We start from the raw sequence: 18,976 nt of genomic DNA on the forward strand, positions 1-18,976 counted from the left end.
GTCCTACGGGTGTCCGGGCGGCTTCTGCGCGGCGGGTGCGCCTTCGGCGATCTCGATGAGCTCGACGTCGAAGACGAGAGTCGCACCCGGCTTGATCTTGGGCGGAGCGCCACGATCGCCGTACGCGATTTCAGACGGGCAGATTAGCTGAGCGGTGCCGCCCTTCTTCATCTTCTGAACGCCTTCCGTCCAGCACGGGATGACGCCGTTGAGAGGGAACGTTGCCGGCTCACCGCGGTCCTTCGAGGAGTCGAAGACCGTGCCGTCCATCAGCGTACCGTGGTAGTGCACCGTCACGCGGTCGGTGGCCTTCGGCGAGGGACCTTCGCCCGCCTTGGTCTCTTTGTAGATCAGGCCGGATTCCGTTTTGACCGCCCCGTCCGCCTTCTCGGCCTTCGCGAGGAAGTCCTTGCTGGCGCCCTTCTCCTTGGCGGCCGCCGCACCCTGGCGGCTCTGAGCGAGCTCCTGGAACTTGGCCCGCTGCGCGTCCACGTCGATCTTCGGCTCTTTTCCTAGAGCGCCGTCGGACACGCCCATCTGGACGACCGCGACCTCGTCCGGAGAGAGATCGAAGGCAGCGAGACTTCCCGAAAGAGCCACGCCAAGAGCGTAGAGAGTCTTCTGGTCGTCGGTTTCGAGCTTTGGTCCCTCCGCGCGGGCGATACCCGCGGGTAGGATGGCCGCCACTGCGGCGGCGATGATGAGCTTGCGCACGTTTGTCGTTCCTTTCTCTGGCACTCGTGAGATGGGATCTTGCGGAGAGCCAACCTGTGGTGATCCAGAATTGGTGCCATTTTGGCCGGGTTCCCGCAATGCGGGCTCTCAGCGCCCCTTGAAGTGGGGTTCGCGCTTGTTTTTCAGGGCGTCGAGGGCTTCGAGGTGGTCCTCCGTCCTGAAGGTGACGATCTCGAGCGCGGTCGAGGTGTCGAAAGCCGTATTGACGGCGTCCTTTACGAGTTTGTTCATCGCGAGCTTGGTGAAGCGCACGGCGAGGGGGGCGCCCGCGGCGAGTCGCTCGGCGAACGCCAGAGCCTCGTCCGCGATGCGGTCGTGCGGCGTCACGAAGTTTACGAGACCGATCCGCTCCGCCTCGGCAGCGGGCACGGCATCTCCGGTCATCAAGTACTGCTTTGCGCGCGCCGGCCCGATCAGGAGGGGCCAGATGGCAACGCCGCCGTCGCCGGCGACGATGCCGACGCGGACGTGGGGGTCTGCGAAGACAGCTTTGTCGGACGCGAAGATCACATCGCAGAGCAGGGCGAGCGATGCACCGAGTCCCACTGCGGGACCGTCGACCGCCGCGACGATCGGCAGCTCGACCTCGAGGAGGTCCCAGATCATCTGCTTTCCGTCGCGGCGAACCTCCTCGAGGACTTCCGGCTTTTGAAGCTCGGGGAACCAGTTGAAGTCGCCTCCGGCCGAGAACGCGCGGCCGTTGCCCGTCAGCAGGATCGCGCGGGCATCGTCCTCGCGCTTCAGTTCGCGGAAGAGCAGCGCCATCTCTCGGTGCAGGACGGCATCGACCGCGTTGAGCGGGCTCGTGGGGTGCGCGATGCGGACGCGGAGGACATCGCGGATGCGTTCGACCTGGATCGTCTCGAAATCGTACGTCGTGGGCATGGGGAGGTTCTATCAGCCCTGGGTCGGAACCCCACTTGCGCGAGTGGGGCCGGGGGGCTTCATGGGAGGGGTGTCCGGTCTCGACACCGCCTTGTACGCCGCAGCGCTGGCGACCCTCGTCGGCGTGCCGCTCTACGCTCGTGCGGTGCGGGGGCGGCAGTACTCGATCTTCGGATTCGTGATCCTCGTGATCTCGCTTCCCGGAGTGCTCGTCTTGCACGGGCGGCTCGTCGCGTCGTTCCCGTCCTTCGCGGCGGCCGTCACTCTGGCGTTCTTGTACGGGATGATCGCCACTGGTGGTCACCTAGGGGGCCTCGTCCGACCTCGTCTCCGGCCGACTCCGTTTCGGGTTCTGGTGAGCATCCCCGGGATGGCGTTCGTGGCGTTTGGTGCGCTGTCGGGGGTTTGGCTTCTGTTGTTGTGGCCGATCCGCGCCGGGCTCGAGTACTTCGGGGCTACGTCGGTCGCTTCGGCGTTGGAGTGGCTCGACCTCGTGCCCGTTGCGATCGTCATCTTGTCGGTGGTGACCTCGATGCGGCTCGTCGACGAGGTCGTTCGGTTCAGCATCGCCGAGGACGGCCCGGAGGAGTTCACCCGAATGCCGGTCGAACGGTACAGGCGCCGCACGCCCGCTCCGCTTCCGGAGCGCCCGCTGCGGATCGTTCAGGTGACGGATCCGCACCTCGGGCCGTGGCAGCCGGTTCGCAAGCTGCGTCGCAGCATCGAGCGACTCATCGCGATGGAGCCCGACCTCGTTCTCCTGACCGGCGACTTTCTCACGATGGAGGGGATGGGGACGCCGGGCGCGCTTGCCGAAGCGTTGGAGCCGCTGCAGGCGCTCTCGGGCCGTTGCTATGCGGTGTTCGGAAACCACGACCACGAGTCGCCCGAAGAAGTCCGGGACGGCCTCGAGGCTGCGGGGGTCCGTCTGCTGATGGATGAAGAGGCGATCGTGGAGACGCCAGTCGGGCCCGCGCAGATCGTCGGTGCCGACTATCGTCGCCGCGAGAGGCGGGAGCACCTCGCGGCGGTCCTGGAGCGGTATCCGCGCCGGGAAGGACACGTTCGACTCCTGCTGCTGCATGACCCCAGCGCGTTCAAGCACGTCCCCAAAGGCGCAGCCGATCTCACGCTGTCCGGCCATACGCACGGTGGGCAGCTGGGGACGGTGAGCTTCGGGTTCGATTGGACCGTGCTGAAGCGGACTCCGTGGCCGGATCACGGGTTGTTCGGGCATGGAGCGAACCGGCTGTACGTCCACCGGGGCACGGGCTTCTACGGGTTCCCGTTGCGGATCGGGGTGCCCGGGGAGGCGTCCCGGCTCGAAGTGTCGCTGGTGAAGGGCTAACGCCCGGTCGCGCGCCGTTGGCCGAGGCCCCCGAGGGTGCGGGACTGCGGCGTATCCGCGCGCGCGATCAGAACGCCGCATCCCGGTAGCGAGATCTCGCCGCCGGCGAGCCTCTTTCCTTCTTCGGGACCGACTCCGAGGAGGACGGTCCAACTGAAGCCTGTCGGCAGGTGGGCCTTGCGGGATCGTCGACCGAGATTCAGAAGTACGACGAGCCGTTCGGCCTCGAATTCCCGGAGGTACCCGAGCACGGACTTCTCTTGTGCGATTCGCCGGAAGTCCCCGCTGTTAAGCGCAGCTTCGCGACGGCGGAGATCGATGAGTCGCCTATACCATGCGCGCCGTGCGGCGTTCGCGGGTAACCCCGTCTCCTCCCCGAGCTCGATGCAGGGGGTCCCCCGCAACGTGAGGTGCAGGGCCGCCGAGCACGCGAGCGAATCCTCGACGGAGAGCCCGACCGCGAACGGGCCCCGTTTGGGCACGCCCATCGCGTACCCGGGCCAATGCGTGACGGGAAGGGCGGCCTGGGCCGTCTCGATCGCCTGCCCGAAGGTCGCGGCGCGCCAGGGCTGCCTTGTGAGGACGGTCTCGATGACGAGGTCCGGGCCGTGGGGAGGGGGGCCCGCTAGATCGGTCGCACGGCGGGCGATCAGCACCCGATCCTCGAACTCCGCGACGACGCGGCGCAGGGCTTCGGGCGGATCGGGCGGCTGCGCGTGTCGCTCGTTCGGCGCGCCGTAGAGGCGGGTCAGCTTCGCGCGGGGTGCGGGGCGCCGGGGGGGCAGGTCGAACGCGATCCCGGCCGCGCCTCGTTCGAGCCACGCCCTCGCCTCGGTGGCGGCCTGCCTTGCGTCTTCCGCGTCGCTCCCGGAGAACTCGATCACGACGCGGAGATTGGCGTCGCGAGCGACGTCGAAGATTCGTCCGTCAGTTGGAAGTCCGGCCGATCGCACGAGAACGCCGTCGGTCCCCAGGCCGCCGTCGCCCTGGCCGAGGCTGGGCAGGAACACTTTGGGATCGGCGCTCGGCGTGTCGGCGAGACGTCCGAGGACGCCCTCCTGCCACCACGCTCTGGAGTCCGCGTCGGTCACGGGTTCCATCGTTGCGACTCCACCGGGCCGCTGGTGCCATCCCTGGTTCGATGCACTAGGGTTCGACCATGTCGCACACCGCTCCCGAGATTCGCGCTCGCTTGGATCACCCGGTGATCGACAGTCTGGAGAAGGAGGGGGATGTGGCCGCCGCTGATCTTGCGGCCCGCATACGCGAGGCCTGGGACTGAGCGCCGTCTATTCGGCCTCGGAGAAGTAGCGGAGTGTTGCTCACAACCATCCGATCTTCACGGTCGGGGGCAATCGTCCGCAGATGACGCCCGTCGATGGCGTCGAGCGTCCGACAAACTCGGTGATCGGAGTCACGTCTGCGAAGAGCGCATTCTGCTGGGCGGAACGGAAGCTCGGGTACAGAATGAGTGTGCTTCCATGACGGGCACGGAGCTCGTCGAGGGTGTCCTCACCCGCCAGCGGCTCGATCAGCTTGAGCTTGAACCCTGCCTTGCGGAGTTTCGGGATCTCGAGGCCGAGTCGTCGGTCGATGAGGAGCAAGTGCCAGGGTTTGGCGTTCTCGTGCACCCACGCCGTCGCGAGGTTCCGAGGCTCCTGGTTCGACTCGTGGGCCTTCGCGATGTTCGCCCACGGGAGTGACGCGAGAACAATGAGACTCGCGACTACCGCGACGGCGACCGCTGCGAGTTGCGGGCGTTCTCGGAAGCTCTCGGTCTGCGCGACCCGGGTGCGGAGGGCCTGGACTAGGAAGCAGAAGCCGATCGCGGCGCCGAGCCCGATGAAGAGGTGCAACGATAGGACGTTCCGCGCGAAGAAGGTCTTCTGGTCCGACATGTAGGCCAGGAAGAGGATGGGGAAGGAGAAGACGACGACGCCGGCCTTCCAATCCTGAACGAGAATTCGGAGCAGCCCGATCAGGGACAGCGCGATGACGAGCCCGCCGAAGCTCTCGTGCAGGACCGAATAGTACTCGCGGAACATCGGCCAGCCGGGCTCGAACGTGTGCTTGCTGAGGTCGGCGTGGCCATAGGCGTAGTGGTACGCCTCCGCGCCAACGTCCCGCACGAACGCGTGGACATCGAGCAGCGCGTACGGCGTGATCGCGAGGAAAGTCAGGATCGCGACGCCCACGACGAGGAAGCTATGCGAGAGCCACCGGTCGCGGTGGTACAGGACGAAGTACAGGCACGCCGGAATCAGGATCAGGAACAAGTTGTACTTGGTCGCGATCGTGAGGCCCGCGAGCGCGCCGACCAGGAGCGCCTTCCGTTGCGACTTCACGCCATCGCGGGCGCACAGCGGGTAGGCAATCGTCGCGAGGATTGCGAATCCGCCCAACACGTTCGTGTTCATGTAGGACCACGAATAGAGCAAGTAGGAACTCGACGCGGTTATGAAGAGCGGCGCCAGGAAGAGCGTTGCCGGGATCCCCGACAAGCGCCGCGCGAGCACCCCGGCGAGGACCATCGCCAGTACGGAGACGAGCGCGTACATGTTCTTGGCGACCTGGATCGCCTCTGGCACTGGAAACGTCGTGCAGACCTTGGTGCCCAGTTCTTCGAGCTCCTCGACTTCCAGGTTTGCGGAGGCGCGAACGAATCCGAGGGCCAGGCCCGCCGTCATGAAGTAGACGTGCGCGCCGGGCTTGGTGAACCGGTGTGGGTTCAGGTCACCGGTCTGCAGAATCTTGTTCGCCCGCGTCACCCACAGCATCTCGTCGCCATGGCGGCAGTACGGAAGCGACTCCTCGATCAGGCGGAACCGCGCCGACAGAGACACGAGCGCGATCACCAGAAGAAGCACGGCGGAGATGCGGTCGGCCGTCGAGTTCATGGTTGGCGTCGGCCCTGGTCGGGGCCCGCACAAAGTGGGCTCGTGTTCCTCACGCCAGGGTCGCGTCTAGCATGAACGGCAGGCGATGGAATGTCGGGAGGGGTCGTGACATTCGACGACGCGGAAAGAGGCACCGACGAATGCGGCGACGAACGAACGATCCAAGCAGCGGGCGGGCCGGCCTCGCGGCGCTACTGGCGCTGGTGCTCCTTGTGGGACCAGGTGCTCTCGGCGTGGAAGGAGATCGAGCGTCTCGGCTTCGACAGCGCGTGGCTGAATGATCATCTGCTCGCGGCGCTCGCCGCTGAGACGGAGCGGAGAGGCTCGAAGAATCGCTCCAGGTCATCACGAAGCTCTGGTCGGGCGAGCCCGCGACGTTCGAAGGGAAGTACTACACGCCGAAGGATGCGCCTCTGGCTCCGCAACCGGTGCGGAAGCCGCATCCGCCGATCCTAATCGGGGGACAAGGGAAGAAGTGGATCGTTCCTCTCGTCGGCCGCTACGCGGATCGCTGGACCGCCAACCCGCCCGTCGAGTCTCAAGGTCCACCGGGCGCACCGGTTGCTTGCAACGCATGGATGCCGAGCGCTGTAGCTGCGGGGTGGGCGACCGGGGTCGTTAGGCTGCTTGCGCTTCTTCGTCGCTCGCGGCGATCTTCGGCGCCTTGTGCCCCTTGAGCGACTTCCACGCCATCCGGAGCGTCACCTTGATGCCCTCGACCCCGAGGTACGGGAACGTGAGCGGGATGAGCAGGACGTAGAGGAAGAGTGCGACGCGCTTCATCCGCTTCTGGATGATCCAGCGAATGGCCGGCTTCAGCCAGTCGGGGGACTTCGCGTAGACCGGAGTGATCTTCGCGAGCGTCTCAGCGAGTTCCTTGTGGGGGTGCTTCAGGATCGACTCGTGGTGGTAGCCCGAGACGCCCTGGCGGACCTTCTCTTCGCCTTCGGCGTCGAGGTATCCGAGCTTCACTGCGTGGTCGTACATCTTTGTCTTCGGGAAGGGGTAGAAGACGTAGGCGGACGACTGCGTCGGCTTGATCTCGTCGATCATCTGGAGCGTCTTGAACATCTGCTCCGGCTGCTCGCCGGGGTTGCCGTAGATGCACGAAGCTTGCAGGCCGATGCCGGCATCGATGATGCGCTTGGCAGCGGTCTTGATGAGGTCGTCCTCCATGGGACGGTCCATCATGTGGCGGCGCACGTCGGCGTCACCGGAGTCGACGCCCATGAAGATCGTGTGGCAGTTGGCGGACTTCATCGCGGAGACCAGCTTCGGTCGAATCGTCGTCGGGTAACCGAAGCAGTACCAGGGGAGGTTGATCTCTTTGCGATAGGCCTCGCAGAACTCCTCCACCCACTTCGGGTTGGTGGTGAAGTTGTCGTCGTGAACCGAGACGTACTGCGGGTCGTACTTCTGGAGGTTGACCTTCAGCTCTTCGATCACGTTTCCGATCGAGCGCTTACGAAGGAAGTCACCCTTCCCTTTGAAGATCTCGCGTTGGTAGTGGATGTTGCAGAACGTGCACTTGAAGGGGCACCCGCGACCAGTGAAGACCTCGAGGTTGTCCTTGAAGCATCCGTACTCGTGCCAGAGCTGCTTCTCTGGGAACGGGAAGTCGTCCAGCTCGTTCTGCAGCGGTCCCATCTCGTTGCGGTGGATCAGACCGTCCTGCTTGATCCACATCGTCGGGATGTTGGTGTAGTCCTCGCCGCGCTCCATCCGATTGGCGAGCTCGAGGAGTGCGATTTCGCCCTCGCCGATGCAGGCCATGTCGATGTGCGGGTTCTGGAGAATGTAGTCAGGCAGCGCCTGCGCGTGATGGCCACCCATGAGGATGGGCACATCGGGCATCGTCTCCTTCAGCTTCTCGGCCATCTTCGTCGCGAACGGATAAAGGTTCGTCAGGCAGCCCATCGCAACGAGATCGGGCTTGAAGGCCTTGGCTCGCTCGAGAAGCTCTTGGTGGCGGTTGACCCACGCAAGCTGGGGGAACTTGATGAACAAGTTGTCGTCGAGGCCCGGATCGAAGATCAGATCGATCTCGTGTCCGTTCGCCTTCAGCATCGACATGCAGTAGCCGACGCCTAAATTTTCAATTCCCCGATAGTAGAAGAGGACACGCATTATCCAATAGGTATGTGGTTCCGGGCAGACACCTGTCAACGTCGCATTCGTTCGGGTGCCGGATCCCAGCCCGCCAGCCCCTGATTTCCCTTGTAAACACGGAGCGTTGGCTGTATAGCTAATCTAATTCAATGAATTAGACTTCCTGGAGAGCCGAACATACACTCCTTCGAATTCGTGGGCGGGCGAATCTGTCGGGTGCGTGAATGCCGGAGCCAAGGGCTCCGGGGGCCGGCCGATCGCCGGGTAGATACCGTGGCGGTCGGTCGGCGGATGCGCGGGAGGGCCCGCTTCATCCGCGCCGGCTGCCAGCAGCCCGGCGGCCACGGCCCCGACGAGAAGCGCCACGGGGGCGATTCCCACGGCCGCTGTCCAGGTGAAGCGCCAGATCGAGATCCGCGCCGCCCCGGCGGCGCTATTCACGAGATGGGGCCCGAGCGGGAACCAGCGGCCGCAGATCAGGAACCCGGGGTGCTCGACGGGAAGGTGTCTCAGCCACCCCGGGAGTTTCCCCCGCGCCGTGTTCTCGTCGACCCGACCGGCGATCCGACGGACGAGCGTGTACTCGATCCAGGCGGCGATCATCCACCCGAACCAAACGAGCGCACTCCCTCGCATGAAGCCGTAGACGACACACAGGGCGATCCCCACGACGTCGCTCGGAATCGGCGAGAACGACAGCGAGATCGCGATCTGGAGCGGTACGAGGAAGAGCGCCGGGATCGGGCCGCTCAGGCCCTGTGCCCAGGTGAGCGCGCTCGGGATGTCGAGCCACGCCCACGCAATCCATGCGAGGACCGTGATTGCGAGGAGTGCGAGCAGCGCACGTGAAGAAGCCAATTTCCGCATCGTCGGGGTAAAACGCCCAGGCTTACGGGGGGCCCGTGCCGTCGACGGGGTGCGAGAACAGTGTTGTTCCGTACCGTGAGGCGAGATCCCCTTCTTCGACGAGGTCGACTACGGCCGCGGAATTGGCCGCGGTGTCGCCGAGCCATGCTCCCGGTGTGACTCCGCGGCTCGAGAGCCCGGGGAATCGGCTGTTCGAACCTAGGGTTCTGTGGATGTGGCCCGGGTCGTCGAGCAGATAGTGGCAGTGGAGCGAGGCGACGCCCGGGGCGGCGTTGCCAATCAGGCAGGTCGAGTTTCGGCGGTGGCGTCGCGTTGCGGGCATCAGAGGCCGAACTCTATGTCCGGGTGATGGGAATCGTCCAGTCTCACTCCTCGATGAAGGAACTCTCGGCCTCTCCGCTCAGCACCTGTTTCAGGACTTTTCCGGTGGCATTGCGGGGCAACGCCTCGGTGCGGATGTCCCAATGCGCCGGGACTTTGTAGTACGCGAGAGTTTCGCCGACGAAGGATGCGAGGGCTGCCCCGTCGAGGGATCGACCGGCGCAGGGGACGACGACGGCCTTCACTTCCTGGCCGAGTTCCTCATGGGGAACTCCGAACACGGCCACTTCCGCGACGTCTGGGTGCTCTTCGAGGCGGTTCTCGATCTCGGCCGGGTAGACGTTCTCGGAAGCGCGCAGAATGAGGTCGCGCCGCCGCGAGGCGAGGTAGAGACGTCCGTCGAGTATGCGGCCGACGTCACCCGTGCGTAGCCACCGGTCCTTGGTGATGGTGTCGGCGGTAGCCTCGGGGCGGTTCCAGTAGCCGAGCATGAGGAGTGGGCTTCGGATGAGGATCTCCCCCTCTTCGCCGTCCGCGAGCTTCGCTCCGTGCTCGTCGCGAATCTCGAGCTCGACTGTGGGGAGAGGCCTTCCTACCGACTCCGGGAACTCCTCCCATTCGGCTCCGCCGATCATCGTCGCGAGAGCGCCGGTCTCGGTGCTGCCGTATCCGTGACCGAGATAGCCGCCGGACTCACCGAGCGCGGGGAAGCCCTCGCGGATCCGCCGCTGGAGTTCCGGGGACGTCGGCGCGCCCCCGCCGCCCAGCTGGCGGATCGACGACAGGTCGTACTTCCCGAAATCGGGGTGATTCAAGACGCGATAGACGACTGTGTTCATCGCTGCCCAGCTGGTGCACTTCTCCCGCTCGATCGTCTTCATCGTCTCGCCGGCGTCAAAGCGATTCAAGTTCCAGACGGATCGCAGACCATTGGCCATGGACATGATGGCGGCCGTGTGGAGGCCCGAGACGTGGAACAGCGGATTGGTCACGTACAGGCACGTCGGCGGTGCGGCGGGCGTGTCCGCCGGAGCGGGTGGTGCGAGCATCAGGTTGCGCAAGCCGCCCATGGTGGTGAGGGAGATCAGGGCGACGACGTTGCGGTGGGTTTGAACCGCTCCTTTGGGGCGTCCCGTCGTGCCGCTGGTGTAGAGGATGATGGCGGCATCGTCCTCGGCGATCGGCGTCGTCGGAAGCGGGGCGTCGGGCGCGTGTGCCTCGAGGGCTGCGAACTCTGCCTCGATCTCGACGACGGGTACGCCGGGGGCGGCTCCGTCGAGTCGAGCGAGCCTCTTGCGGTCCGCGACCAGGACCTTCGGCTGGCTGTCGCCGACGCCGTAGAGGATTTCGTCGCCCGTCCACCAGCCGTTCAGGCCGACCGCGATGGCCCCGAGGCTCGTCGTGGCCCAGAACGTGATGAGCCACTCGGGGCAGTTCGCCGCGAGGATAGCGACCCGGTCTCCGTGGCCGACGCCGTACTTCTCCTGGAGCGCCTGGGCGACCGACGCCACCGATCGCGCGTGCTCGGCAAAGGTGAGTCGGCGGTCGCCGAAGATGGCGTACTCGGCGTCCCCGAAGCCCACGGAGTTCTCGAGGTACGTTCGTAGCGAGGGGTTCCGTGTTCGGAACACCTGGGTCGGCACGCCGAGGACCGGTTCGGTGGTTGTTTCGAACGGCGCGCCGGGGCCGAGGAGCTGAGCGTCGACTTCTTGGGGGGTGGCCATCTGCGAGGCTATACCGAGCGCTTCGCGTCGATTCCAAACCGCTCCTTGTCCGCCGGCCAGCCCTCGGGTAGCGTGGCAAATTACGGCTCGGCCCGGCCCCTCGGCGATGAATATTCTCGGTCTTTCCTTCTACTATCACGACAGTGCAGCCGCGCTCGTGACCGATGGTGTCGTTGTGGCCGCCGCCGAGGAGGAACGCTTCTCGCGCGTCAAGCACGACAGTGGTTTCCCGATGCTCGCGATCAAGTTCTGTCTCGACCGGGCTGGCATATCGATTCACGACGTCGATCATATTGTCTTCTACGAAAAGCCCTTCGTGAAGTTCGAGCGCTTGTTGCTCACCTCGTTCGCGACGTTTCCGCGTTCGCACCGTGTGTTCACCGAGTCGATGCGTCGTTGGGTGACCGACAAGCTCTGGATCAAGCCGCTCATCAAAGATCAGCTGAAAATCGATCCGAAGAAGATCCTGTTCTGCGATCACCACATGTCGCACGCGGCTGCATCGTTCTTCTGCTCGCCGTTCGACGAGTCCGTCGTAATCACCGTCGACGGTGCGGGTGAGTGGTCGACAGGAACCGTGGGCATGGGCCGCGGCACCAAGATCGACATCGAGCAGGAGGCGCGCTTCCCGCACTCGCTCGGCCTGTTGTACTCGGCGTTTACGGCCTACTGCGGCTTCGAGGTGAACGAGGGCGAGTACAAGCTCATGGGAATGGCGCCCTACGGCGAGCCGAGGTACGTCGACAAGATCAAGAAGATGGTCCACGTCGGGTCCGACGGCTCGTACTGGCTCGACCTCGACTACTTCGCCTTCCACTACTCACCCGACAACACGCTCGCGCCGAAGTTCTCCGAGCACATGGGAAAGCCTCCGCGGGATCCGGCGCTCGGCGACAAGTCGCTCGATCCGTACTACTGCGACGTCGCCGCATCGATTCAGGCCGTCACCGAAGAGATCATGATTGGTCTCGCCAGCGCGGCGCAGAAGCGGACCGGCTCGAAGAACCTGTGTCTGTCCGGCGGCGTGGCTCTCAACTCCGTTGCGAACGCCAAGATCCTGCGCGACGCCGGCTTCGAGCAAGTCTACATTCCGCCCGCGCCGGGCGACGACGGTGGCGCGATCGGCGCGGCGATGTGGTGCTACCACCACCTTCTGGGCAAGCCTCGGGTTGGCCCTCTCGGTCACGCGTACCTCGGCAGCGAGTACTCCGAGAGCCAGATCGGCGACTTCTTGAAGGAATACGATCTGAAGCACACGTTCATCGACGACGATGAGAAGTTCTACGATCGCGTCGTCGATGATCTCGTCTCCGGCAAGGTCGGCGGATGGATGCGTGGCCGCTTCGAGTGGGGGCCGCGCGCGCTAGGTGCTCGTTCGATCATCGCCGACCCCCGGCGGAACGAGATGAAGGAAATCGTCAACGCGAAGATCAAGTTCCGCGAGGCGTTCCGCCCCTTCGCGCCGAGCGTGCTGGCCGAGCGCTGCGAGGAATACTTCGAGCTCCCGAATGCGATGGAGCAGTACCCCGCGCGGTTCATGCTCTACGTAGTGCCGGTCGTCGAGGACAAGCGCGAGGTCATTCCCGCGATCACGCATGTCGACGGATCGGGTCGGCTGCAGACGGTTCGGCAGGATACGAACCCGTCGTATCACCGCATGATCGAGAAGTTCGGCGAAGCGACCGGTGTTCCGGTCGTTCTCAATACGAGCTTCAACTTGAAGGGCGAGCCGATCGTCGAGACGCCGAAGAACGCGTTCAACACGTTCACCCGTTCGGAGATGGACGTGCTCTACCTCGGCAACTTCGTCGTCGAGAAGGAAGCGAAGAAGAAGATCGTCGAGGACAGCCGCTTCACTCTCCGCCACTCCGGCGACTCTGTCGTCGGCATGGTTTCGTAGCGGTCGCCGGCGCGTCACGGGGTTTCTTCCGGAGCGCTTGTGTGGTCGGCTGGGAGAGTGATGCGCCGAATCTTGTTGGTCGCCGGGCTGTTCGTCCTCGTGGCGTTGCTCGTTTCGCAGTTCCGGTCCACGCACGGTCCCGACCGGATCGTCGTTGCGCGCAAGATCATCACGATGGATCCTGTGCGCCCCGCGGCGACTGCGGCGGCGGTCGTGGACGGGCGGATTGCCGCGGTCGGTTCCCTGGCCGAGGTCCGCGCGGCGGTCGGCGACGCGAGCCTCGAGATCGACCACAGCCTCGCGGACAAGGTCCTCGTTCCCGGCTTCATCGACCCGCACATCCACCCGACGCTCGCAGCGACGATTCTCAACCTCGACATCGTGTCCGCGATGTCGTGGGCGACGCCGAAGGGGCACACGTCGCCTGTTCGGGGACGCGAAGCGTTTCTCGATCGCCTGCGGGAGCTCGATCGCGACCGGGAGGACGGTGATTGGCTCCTGGTCTGGGGCTACCATGCGCCGTACCACGGCTCGCTTTCCCGCCGTGATCTCGATGAGATTTCGACCACGCGGCCGATCTTCGTGTGGCAGCGATCGGTGCACGAGATGTTCTTCAACACGAAGGCACTCGAGGAACTCGGCATGCGGGAGGACGAGTTCGCGGCGCACCCGCAGGCGGACTGGGAGGATGGGCATCTCTGGGAGGCGGGCGCACTCACGCTCGGAGCACCGGTCGTTCAGATCCTGGCGACCCCGATGCGCTACCTCGAGGGCCTCGGGATGATGACGGAGGTTCTTCATCGCGGCGGCCTCACGACGGTTGCGGAGCAGGGGTTTCCGCAGGTGAATGCACTCGCCGAGCGACTCGCGCTTCGTTTCGAGATGTGGAGGTCGGACGCGCCCTACCGTTTCGTCCTGGTCCCGAATGCGATGTTCCTCCTGCGCGAAGAAGGCAGCGCGGCCGCCGCGGAGGCCGCGGCGTCCGCACTTCTCGAATCGTCGACCGATTCGATCCGGGTGGTAAAGCACGCGAAGTACTACGCCGACGGCGCGATCTTCAGTCAGCTCATGCAGATGACCGAGCCTTACCTCGACGGCCACCATGGCGAGTGGATGATGACGCCGGCCGAGCAGGCGGAAGTTCTCAATACGTTCTGGCAAGCAGACTGGGATATTCACGTGCACGTGAACGGTGACGCCGGCCTGGATCTGGTGCTCGATCAAATAATGGGCCAGCAGGGGACCTATCCCGCGCCGGGCCGTCGCATCGTGATGGAGCACTACGGCTACGCGCGTGAGGACCAGCACGCCCGCGTGAAAGCTCTCGGCATCGACGTTTCCAACAACGCGTACTACCTCCACGAACTGGCCCCGATTTACGCCGAACACGGGCTCGGCCCGGAGCGCGCGGCGGACATTTCGCCGATGGGTGGGCTCGCCCGCGCCGGCGTTCCCATCTCGTTTCATTCGGACTTTCCGATGGCCCCCGCCGAGCCTCTGACACTCATGTGGGTTGCGGTGAATCGTATCGGGAGTGATGGCCGCGTTTGGGGAGAAGACCAGAAGCTGCCACTTGACCTCGCCCTTCGCGCGGTCACCCTGGAGGCCGCGCGGAGCCTCGGGCTGGAGGACGAGATCGGCTCGATCGAGGTCGGGAAGCGCGCTGACTTCACAGTGCTCGAGAGCGACCCGTACGAGGTCGAGCCGGAGGCTCTACGCGACATCGAGATCTGGGGCACGGTGCTGGGCGGCCGCGCCCACCCCATCGAGAACCGTTCGTAATCCCGAGCGTGCCCAAGTAGGGAGCGACCCTATGGACCTGGGGAACATGGTGACCGACCTCTTCCTCAGTGAGCTTGGATCCGAAGGTGGCGGGCTCGATGCGTCGACCGTTCAGTCCGCACTGGGGGCCGTTCTAGGCGGAGTCGACGGTCAGATCGATCTTCCGGCGCTCATCGAGAAGTTCTCCGGTGGGGATTTCGCGTCCCTCGCCCAGTCCTGGCGCGGTGAGGGCGGGGCGACGAACGCTTGATCGATCAGAACAGTTCGTCCGAGAACCTCCTGGAGTCGGTCGGAGGCGCGAGCGGGCTGTTCGACATGGTGTCCAAGCTGCTCAAGTAGATCGTCCTTTCGGCGGCGGCGCCTTGATCAACCGGCGGCAGCGTCTTCGGCGACTCGAGCGAAGCCCTCGCCACCGCGGTCGACCGTCGGTCGGAAGCGCGCCGTGCAGCCTTCGACGGTGAGACCAACCTGGCCGGGCGCGTTCAGGACCTTCACGATCTTCCCGTTTGCCGACAGCTTCACGCCCGCGGCCGTCTGCTCTACGCTGAGCACGTCGCGGCCGGGGGGCTGATCGATCTCGATGCGGTCGATCGATTGCCACTCGTCTCCGTGCCGCCGGACGACGCGGATGGTGCGATCGTCCCACAAGGTCATCATGTAGAAGTCTGCCGGAGCTCGATAACCGAAGACCAGCCCGCCCTTGAGGTAGCCCGAAACCGGCTGAAGCTCGACCTCGAGTCGGCGGGGCGTGTTCTTTAAGGTCGACATGGCGACCACTTCGCTCTCGCCCTCGATCCAGTCGCCGCGCTGCTGCCAGGAGTTCCACTGCCATTGCCACGGCTGCTCGTTGTCCTGGAGCCACGAGCGGAAGTCCCGAACGAGCGTCGTCCCGACTGCGCCGTAGACGGCACGAAACGCGTCGGCGGGGGGCTCGCGGCGCTCGAGACGTCTGCCCAGCTGACGGAAGCGTCCGAGGTCCTGGTTTGCGAGAAAGTGCACCAACGCCCAACTACCGGCTTGGCCCGCGCGCACGCGGTCGGTGAGAGCGGCCTCGAGATCCCAACCGAGCTCAACGAATCGTGCGCGGGCGCGCGCCGGGTAGTCCTCGACGGTAATCGCCGGGATCACGCCGACCTCGAGCTCGTGCCCGTCCCAATTCGCCATGGCCATGAACTCGGCGAGGCCCTCGGTGTACCAGAGCGCCGACGGGAACTCGTTGCCGGTCGCGACCAGGAAATGGAACTGATGTGTAGCCTCGTGGAGGATCAGCTGCCGCGTGTACGCGTCGGTTGGTTGGATCGAGAGCCAGACCTTCTCGAACGTCGGCCCGTAGAGGCCGCCTCCCCCTTCGAACGGCTGGCGGTCGCGCTGGAGAGCATCGAGGAACCGATCCTGAGTTGCGTAGATCTCAATCCGTAGCGGGTTGCTCGGCGCGTTGCCGAAGAACGTGGTGAGCTCGGCGTGTAGGGCCTCGAGCATCGCGCCGGTCTCGACGGGATCGAGGTCTCCTTCGACGTACAGACGGTAGTGCTCGGTCGCGAGATGGCGTCCTTCCGGCTCCGGAACGGCGAGCCCCGGATGAGCCCAGAGGAGGGCGGCAACAGCCAGGAGCAGGGGGAGGCGTGGGCGGGCGCGAACCATATCGGCCTTCCGGGATAGGGCCTCGCGTTCGATGTGGTCAATACGAAAGAGTGCAACTTCGCGGAGCCGATCGGGCTCTCTGGGGCGTCCTCTAAGGCACCTGCCTCGTTTGGGGCGGAAGGCTCATCGAAACGGCAAAGGGTGCTGATGTCTCATCGTGCATACGAGCCCGGACGCCCTCCACGCGGCGCCGCAGGACGCCACCGCCGAGGTGTCGCGACCTTTGTCGAACGACGCACGCGGCCGCTTCCGCGTGTCGGACTCGCCCCAGTTCCGAACGGTGGTCGAGCCAAAGGCAGTGGTTTCCAATCGTGGTTTGTTGGTCACAAGTCCTGTCGCAGAGAGTCGCAAGGCAGGTGCCGGGATCTTGGGTCAGCCGTCTGGCGCGATGTCACTTCTACTACGTCAATCAATTATGCCATAAGCCCCCGCGAAGTCCCTGCGCAGGTGGTCGCCATGGGCTGTTCCCGGGCGGGCCACATGGTAGGAAGCGCCGCATGAGCAAGCCAGCCGACGTGGGCCCCGTACGGGAGCGCCATCGATTCGATGAAGATGCCCTCACTTCCTACCTCCGAGCGAACGCCGACGGATTCGCCGGGGAGGTCCATGTCGGCCAATTCGCAGGCGGTCAGTCCAACCCCACGTTCCTGATCGAGTCGGGCGAGAAGCAGTACGTGCTGCGCAAGAAGCCCCTCGGCAAGCTTCTGCCGTCGGCCCACGCCGTCGATCGTGAATACAGGGTGATGAAGGCCCTGGCGGCGACCGACGTGCCGGTGCCGCGTATGGTCGTTCTGTGTGAAGATGAGTCAGTGATCGGCCAGATGTTCTACGTGATGGAGTGCGTAGAGGGCCGGATCTTCCGCGACGCGGCTTTGCCGGACATGGAGCCCGAGGAGCGCGGGGCCATCTACGACTCGATGAATGACACGCTGGCCAAGCTTCACTCGGTCGACTATCTGGCGGTCGGTCTCGAGGGCTACGGTCGGCCCGGCAACTACATCGAGCGGCAGACCGCGCGCTGGATCAAGCAGTACGAGGCTTCGAAGACCGACGAGATTCCGTCTTTCGATGCTCTGGTGGAGTGGCTCCCGAAGAACATTCCCGCCGGCGACGAAGTGGCGATCGCCCACGGCGACTACCGCCTCGAGAACATGATCTTCCACCCAACCGAGCCCCGCGCCGTCGCGGTCCTCGATTGGGAGCTCTCGACCATCGGCCATCCGCTCGCCGACCTGGGCTACAACCTCCAGGGCTTCTACATGCCGGGGTCGGGTGGTGCCGTGGGCGGCGTGGCCATCGTGCCGGAGGGCATCCCCTCGGTGCAAGAATACGCCGCGACCTACGCGAAGCGGACCGGCCGGGCGAGCATTGAGAACCTCGACTTCTACATCGCGTTTTCGATGTTCCGGATGGCGGCCATCGTCCAGGGAATCGTGATGCGGGCCAAGCAGGGCAATGCGAGCTCCGACAACGCGGCCGACGTGGGCAAGATGGCGAAGGCGATCGCCGACGCGGCGTGGCGGCTGGCCCAGAGGGCCACGGCCAAGGGTACGGCACCCGGATGAGATCACTTCGCGAGCAATCGGTGGGCGCTTTCTGAGCACGCGCGGGTCGTTGCGAAGGGGCAGCCCTTGAATTCTGGTTAGTTCGGGGCTGGCACATCCGTTGCAACCGCGCCTCGGCGATGTCGACCGGCAGCCGTATCGATCTTCTGGATCTCCGGGACGGGAGCGTCCGGACGCTCCACTTCGCCTGGGTAGCCTTCTTCCTCACGTTCGTCGTGTGGTTCAGTCACGCGCCGCTCATGGCGTACCTCCGCGACGCCTTCGCGCTTTCGGATGCTCAGGTGAAGGCGCTCCTTACCTTGAACGTCGCGATGACGATCCCCGCGCGGATCGTCATCGGCATGTTCGTGGACCGGTACGGACCGCGCGCCGTCTACACCGTGCTGCTCATCGCCGCGGGGGGGCTCACGTTCGGGTTTGCGCTCGCGGACTCTTTTGAGGAGTTGGCGCTTGCGCGGCTGGCGCTCGGCTTCGTGGGTGCCGGGTTCGTGATCGGCATCCGCCTCGTCAGCGAGTGGTTTCCGGCACGTCAGGTGGGGCTCGCCGAGGGGATCTACGGAGGCTGGGGGAACTTCGGCTCGGCGGCCGCGGCTTTGTCGCTCCCGACCCTGGCTCTATTCTTTGGCGGTGAGGACGGCTGGCGGTATGCCGCGGGGTCGATCGGCGTTCTGACGCTCCTGTTTGCCGGGGTGTTCTACTGGGAAGTTCGGAACACCCCGAAGGGGTCGACGTACTTCAGGCCGCGCAAGACCGGCGGCCTCGAGGTGACCAGCCGGCGCGACTTCTACTTCTACATCGCCATGAACGTGCCCATGTACGCCGCGCTCGCGGTGTTGGCCTGGCAGCTCTCACCGGCCGGAGTCGGTCTCCTCGCCGAATGGGGCACGAGAGCGATCTACCTCGGCCTCGTCGCGCTGTTCGGGTTCCACGTGAGCCAGATCTACCGAGTAAATGCCGACATGCTGCGCGAGGGTGTCCCCAGAATCTATCGCTACTCGTTCAAGCAGGTCGCGATTCTCGACGTCTCGTACCTCGTCACGTTCGGGTCGGAGCTGGCCGTCGTTTCGATGCTGCCCCTGTACTTCCTCGACACCTTCGAGGGGCTGAGTCCGGTGACCGCCGGCTTGTTGGCCTCGGGCTTTGCGTTCATGAACCTCGTGGCGCGCCCGGGAGGCGGTTGGCTCAGCGATCGTCTGGGGCGG

At 65.1% G+C, this 18,976-nt stretch carries 16 protein-coding genes; 7 read left to right on the top strand and 9 right to left on the bottom strand.

The window, feature by feature from the left end:
* Window positions 1-3: 3 nt before the first annotated feature.
* Window positions 4-714 carry an FKBP-type peptidyl-prolyl cis-trans isomerase gene (locus tag P8R42_28285; protein MDG2308496.1) on the bottom strand — a complete coding sequence of 237 codons (711 nt, stop codon included), beginning with the start codon at window positions 712-714 and terminating at the stop codon, window positions 4-6.
* A 108-nt stretch (window positions 715-822) separates the two neighbouring features.
* Window positions 823-1,620, bottom strand: a complete 798-nt coding sequence (locus P8R42_28290; protein ID MDG2308497.1) for an enoyl-CoA hydratase-related protein — start codon at window positions 1,618-1,620, stop codon at window positions 823-825.
* Between P8R42_28290 and P8R42_28295 the strand changes: the two genes are divergently transcribed.
* Entirely contained in the window at window positions 1,619-2,968 is a 1,350-nt protein-coding gene (locus tag P8R42_28295) for a metallophosphoesterase (protein ID MDG2308498.1), read from the top strand. The two genes, P8R42_28290 and P8R42_28295, sit on opposite strands and share 2 nt — an antisense overlap.
* Here P8R42_28295 and P8R42_28300 read toward each other — a convergent pair.
* A complete protein-coding gene (locus tag P8R42_28300; GenBank protein ID MDG2308499.1) occupies window positions 2,965-4,068 on the bottom strand; it encodes a DUF3459 domain-containing protein in 1,104 nt (367 codons plus the stop codon). The genes P8R42_28295 and P8R42_28300 overlap by 4 nt on opposite strands.
* A gap of 59 nt (window positions 4,069-4,127) precedes the next feature.
* Between P8R42_28300 and P8R42_28305 the strand changes: the two genes are divergently transcribed.
* A complete protein-coding gene (locus P8R42_28305) occupies window positions 4,128-4,250 on the top strand; it encodes a hypothetical protein (protein MDG2308500.1) in 123 nt (40 codons plus the stop codon).
* Between the two features lie 40 nt (window positions 4,251-4,290).
* Here P8R42_28305 and P8R42_28310 read toward each other — a convergent pair whose 3' ends face one another.
* The 5 genes from P8R42_28310 to P8R42_28330 form a co-directional block, all read right to left on the bottom strand.
* On the bottom strand, window positions 4,291-5,865 hold the full coding sequence (locus tag P8R42_28310) for a glycosyltransferase family 39 protein (GenBank protein ID MDG2308501.1): 1,575 nt from the start codon (window positions 5,863-5,865) through the stop codon (window positions 4,291-4,293).
* Window positions 5,866-6,483: 618 nt separating this feature from the next.
* A complete protein-coding gene (locus tag P8R42_28315) occupies window positions 6,484-7,992 on the bottom strand; it encodes a radical SAM protein (GenBank protein MDG2308502.1) in 1,509 nt (502 codons plus the stop codon).
* 123 nt (window positions 7,993-8,115) lie between these two features.
* Entirely contained in the window at window positions 8,116-8,832 is a 717-nt protein-coding gene (locus tag P8R42_28320; protein MDG2308503.1) for a VTT domain-containing protein, read from the bottom strand.
* A 31-nt stretch (window positions 8,833-8,863) separates the two neighbouring features.
* Entirely contained in the window at window positions 8,864-9,163 is a 300-nt protein-coding gene (locus P8R42_28325; GenBank protein MDG2308504.1) for a hypothetical protein, read from the bottom strand.
* Between the two features lie 43 nt (window positions 9,164-9,206).
* Window positions 9,207-10,886: a class I adenylate-forming enzyme family protein gene (locus tag P8R42_28330; GenBank protein ID MDG2308505.1), complete on the bottom strand. Its 1,680-nt coding sequence runs from the start codon at window positions 10,884-10,886 to the stop codon at window positions 9,207-9,209.
* Between the two features lie 106 nt (window positions 10,887-10,992).
* Here P8R42_28330 and P8R42_28335 point away from each other — a divergent pair, with 106 nt between their 5' ends.
* Genes P8R42_28335 through P8R42_28345 form a run of 3 tightly spaced genes read left to right on the top strand, consistent with a single transcriptional unit; the run spans window position 10,993 to window position 14,818 of the window.
* Window positions 10,993-12,786, top strand: a complete 1,794-nt coding sequence (locus tag P8R42_28335; protein ID MDG2308506.1) for a carbamoyltransferase — start codon at window positions 10,993-10,995, stop codon at window positions 12,784-12,786.
* A gap of 60 nt (window positions 12,787-12,846) precedes the next feature.
* Window positions 12,847-14,568 (top strand): amidohydrolase, encoded by a 1,722-nt coding sequence (locus tag P8R42_28340; GenBank protein MDG2308507.1) that lies wholly within the window; start codon window positions 12,847-12,849, stop codon window positions 14,566-14,568.
* A 31-nt stretch (window positions 14,569-14,599) separates the two neighbouring features.
* Entirely contained in the window at window positions 14,600-14,818 is a 219-nt protein-coding gene (locus P8R42_28345; protein ID MDG2308508.1) for a hypothetical protein, read from the top strand.
* Between the two features lie 116 nt (window positions 14,819-14,934).
* On the opposite strand, the gene P8R42_28350 is transcribed toward P8R42_28345, so the two are convergent.
* Window positions 14,935-16,209: a hypothetical protein gene (locus P8R42_28350; GenBank protein MDG2308509.1), complete on the bottom strand. Its 1,275-nt coding sequence runs from the start codon at window positions 16,207-16,209 to the stop codon at window positions 14,935-14,937.
* A gap of 497 nt (window positions 16,210-16,706) precedes the next feature.
* Here P8R42_28350 and P8R42_28355 point away from each other — a divergent pair, with 497 nt between their 5' ends.
* Together P8R42_28355 and P8R42_28360 are read left to right on the top strand one after the other, a co-directional pair.
* Window positions 16,707-17,774, top strand: coding sequence for a phosphotransferase (locus tag P8R42_28355; GenBank protein MDG2308510.1), 1,068 nt, complete (start codon window positions 16,707-16,709; stop codon window positions 17,772-17,774).
* 119 nt (window positions 17,775-17,893) lie between these two features.
* Window positions 17,894-18,976 (top strand): MFS transporter (locus P8R42_28360; GenBank protein MDG2308511.1); only part of this gene is annotated, 1,083 nt, incomplete at its 3' end.

Source organism: Candidatus Binatia bacterium, assembly GCA_029243485.1.
Lineage (GTDB): Bacteria > Desulfobacterota > Binatia > UBA12015 > UBA12015 > VGTG01.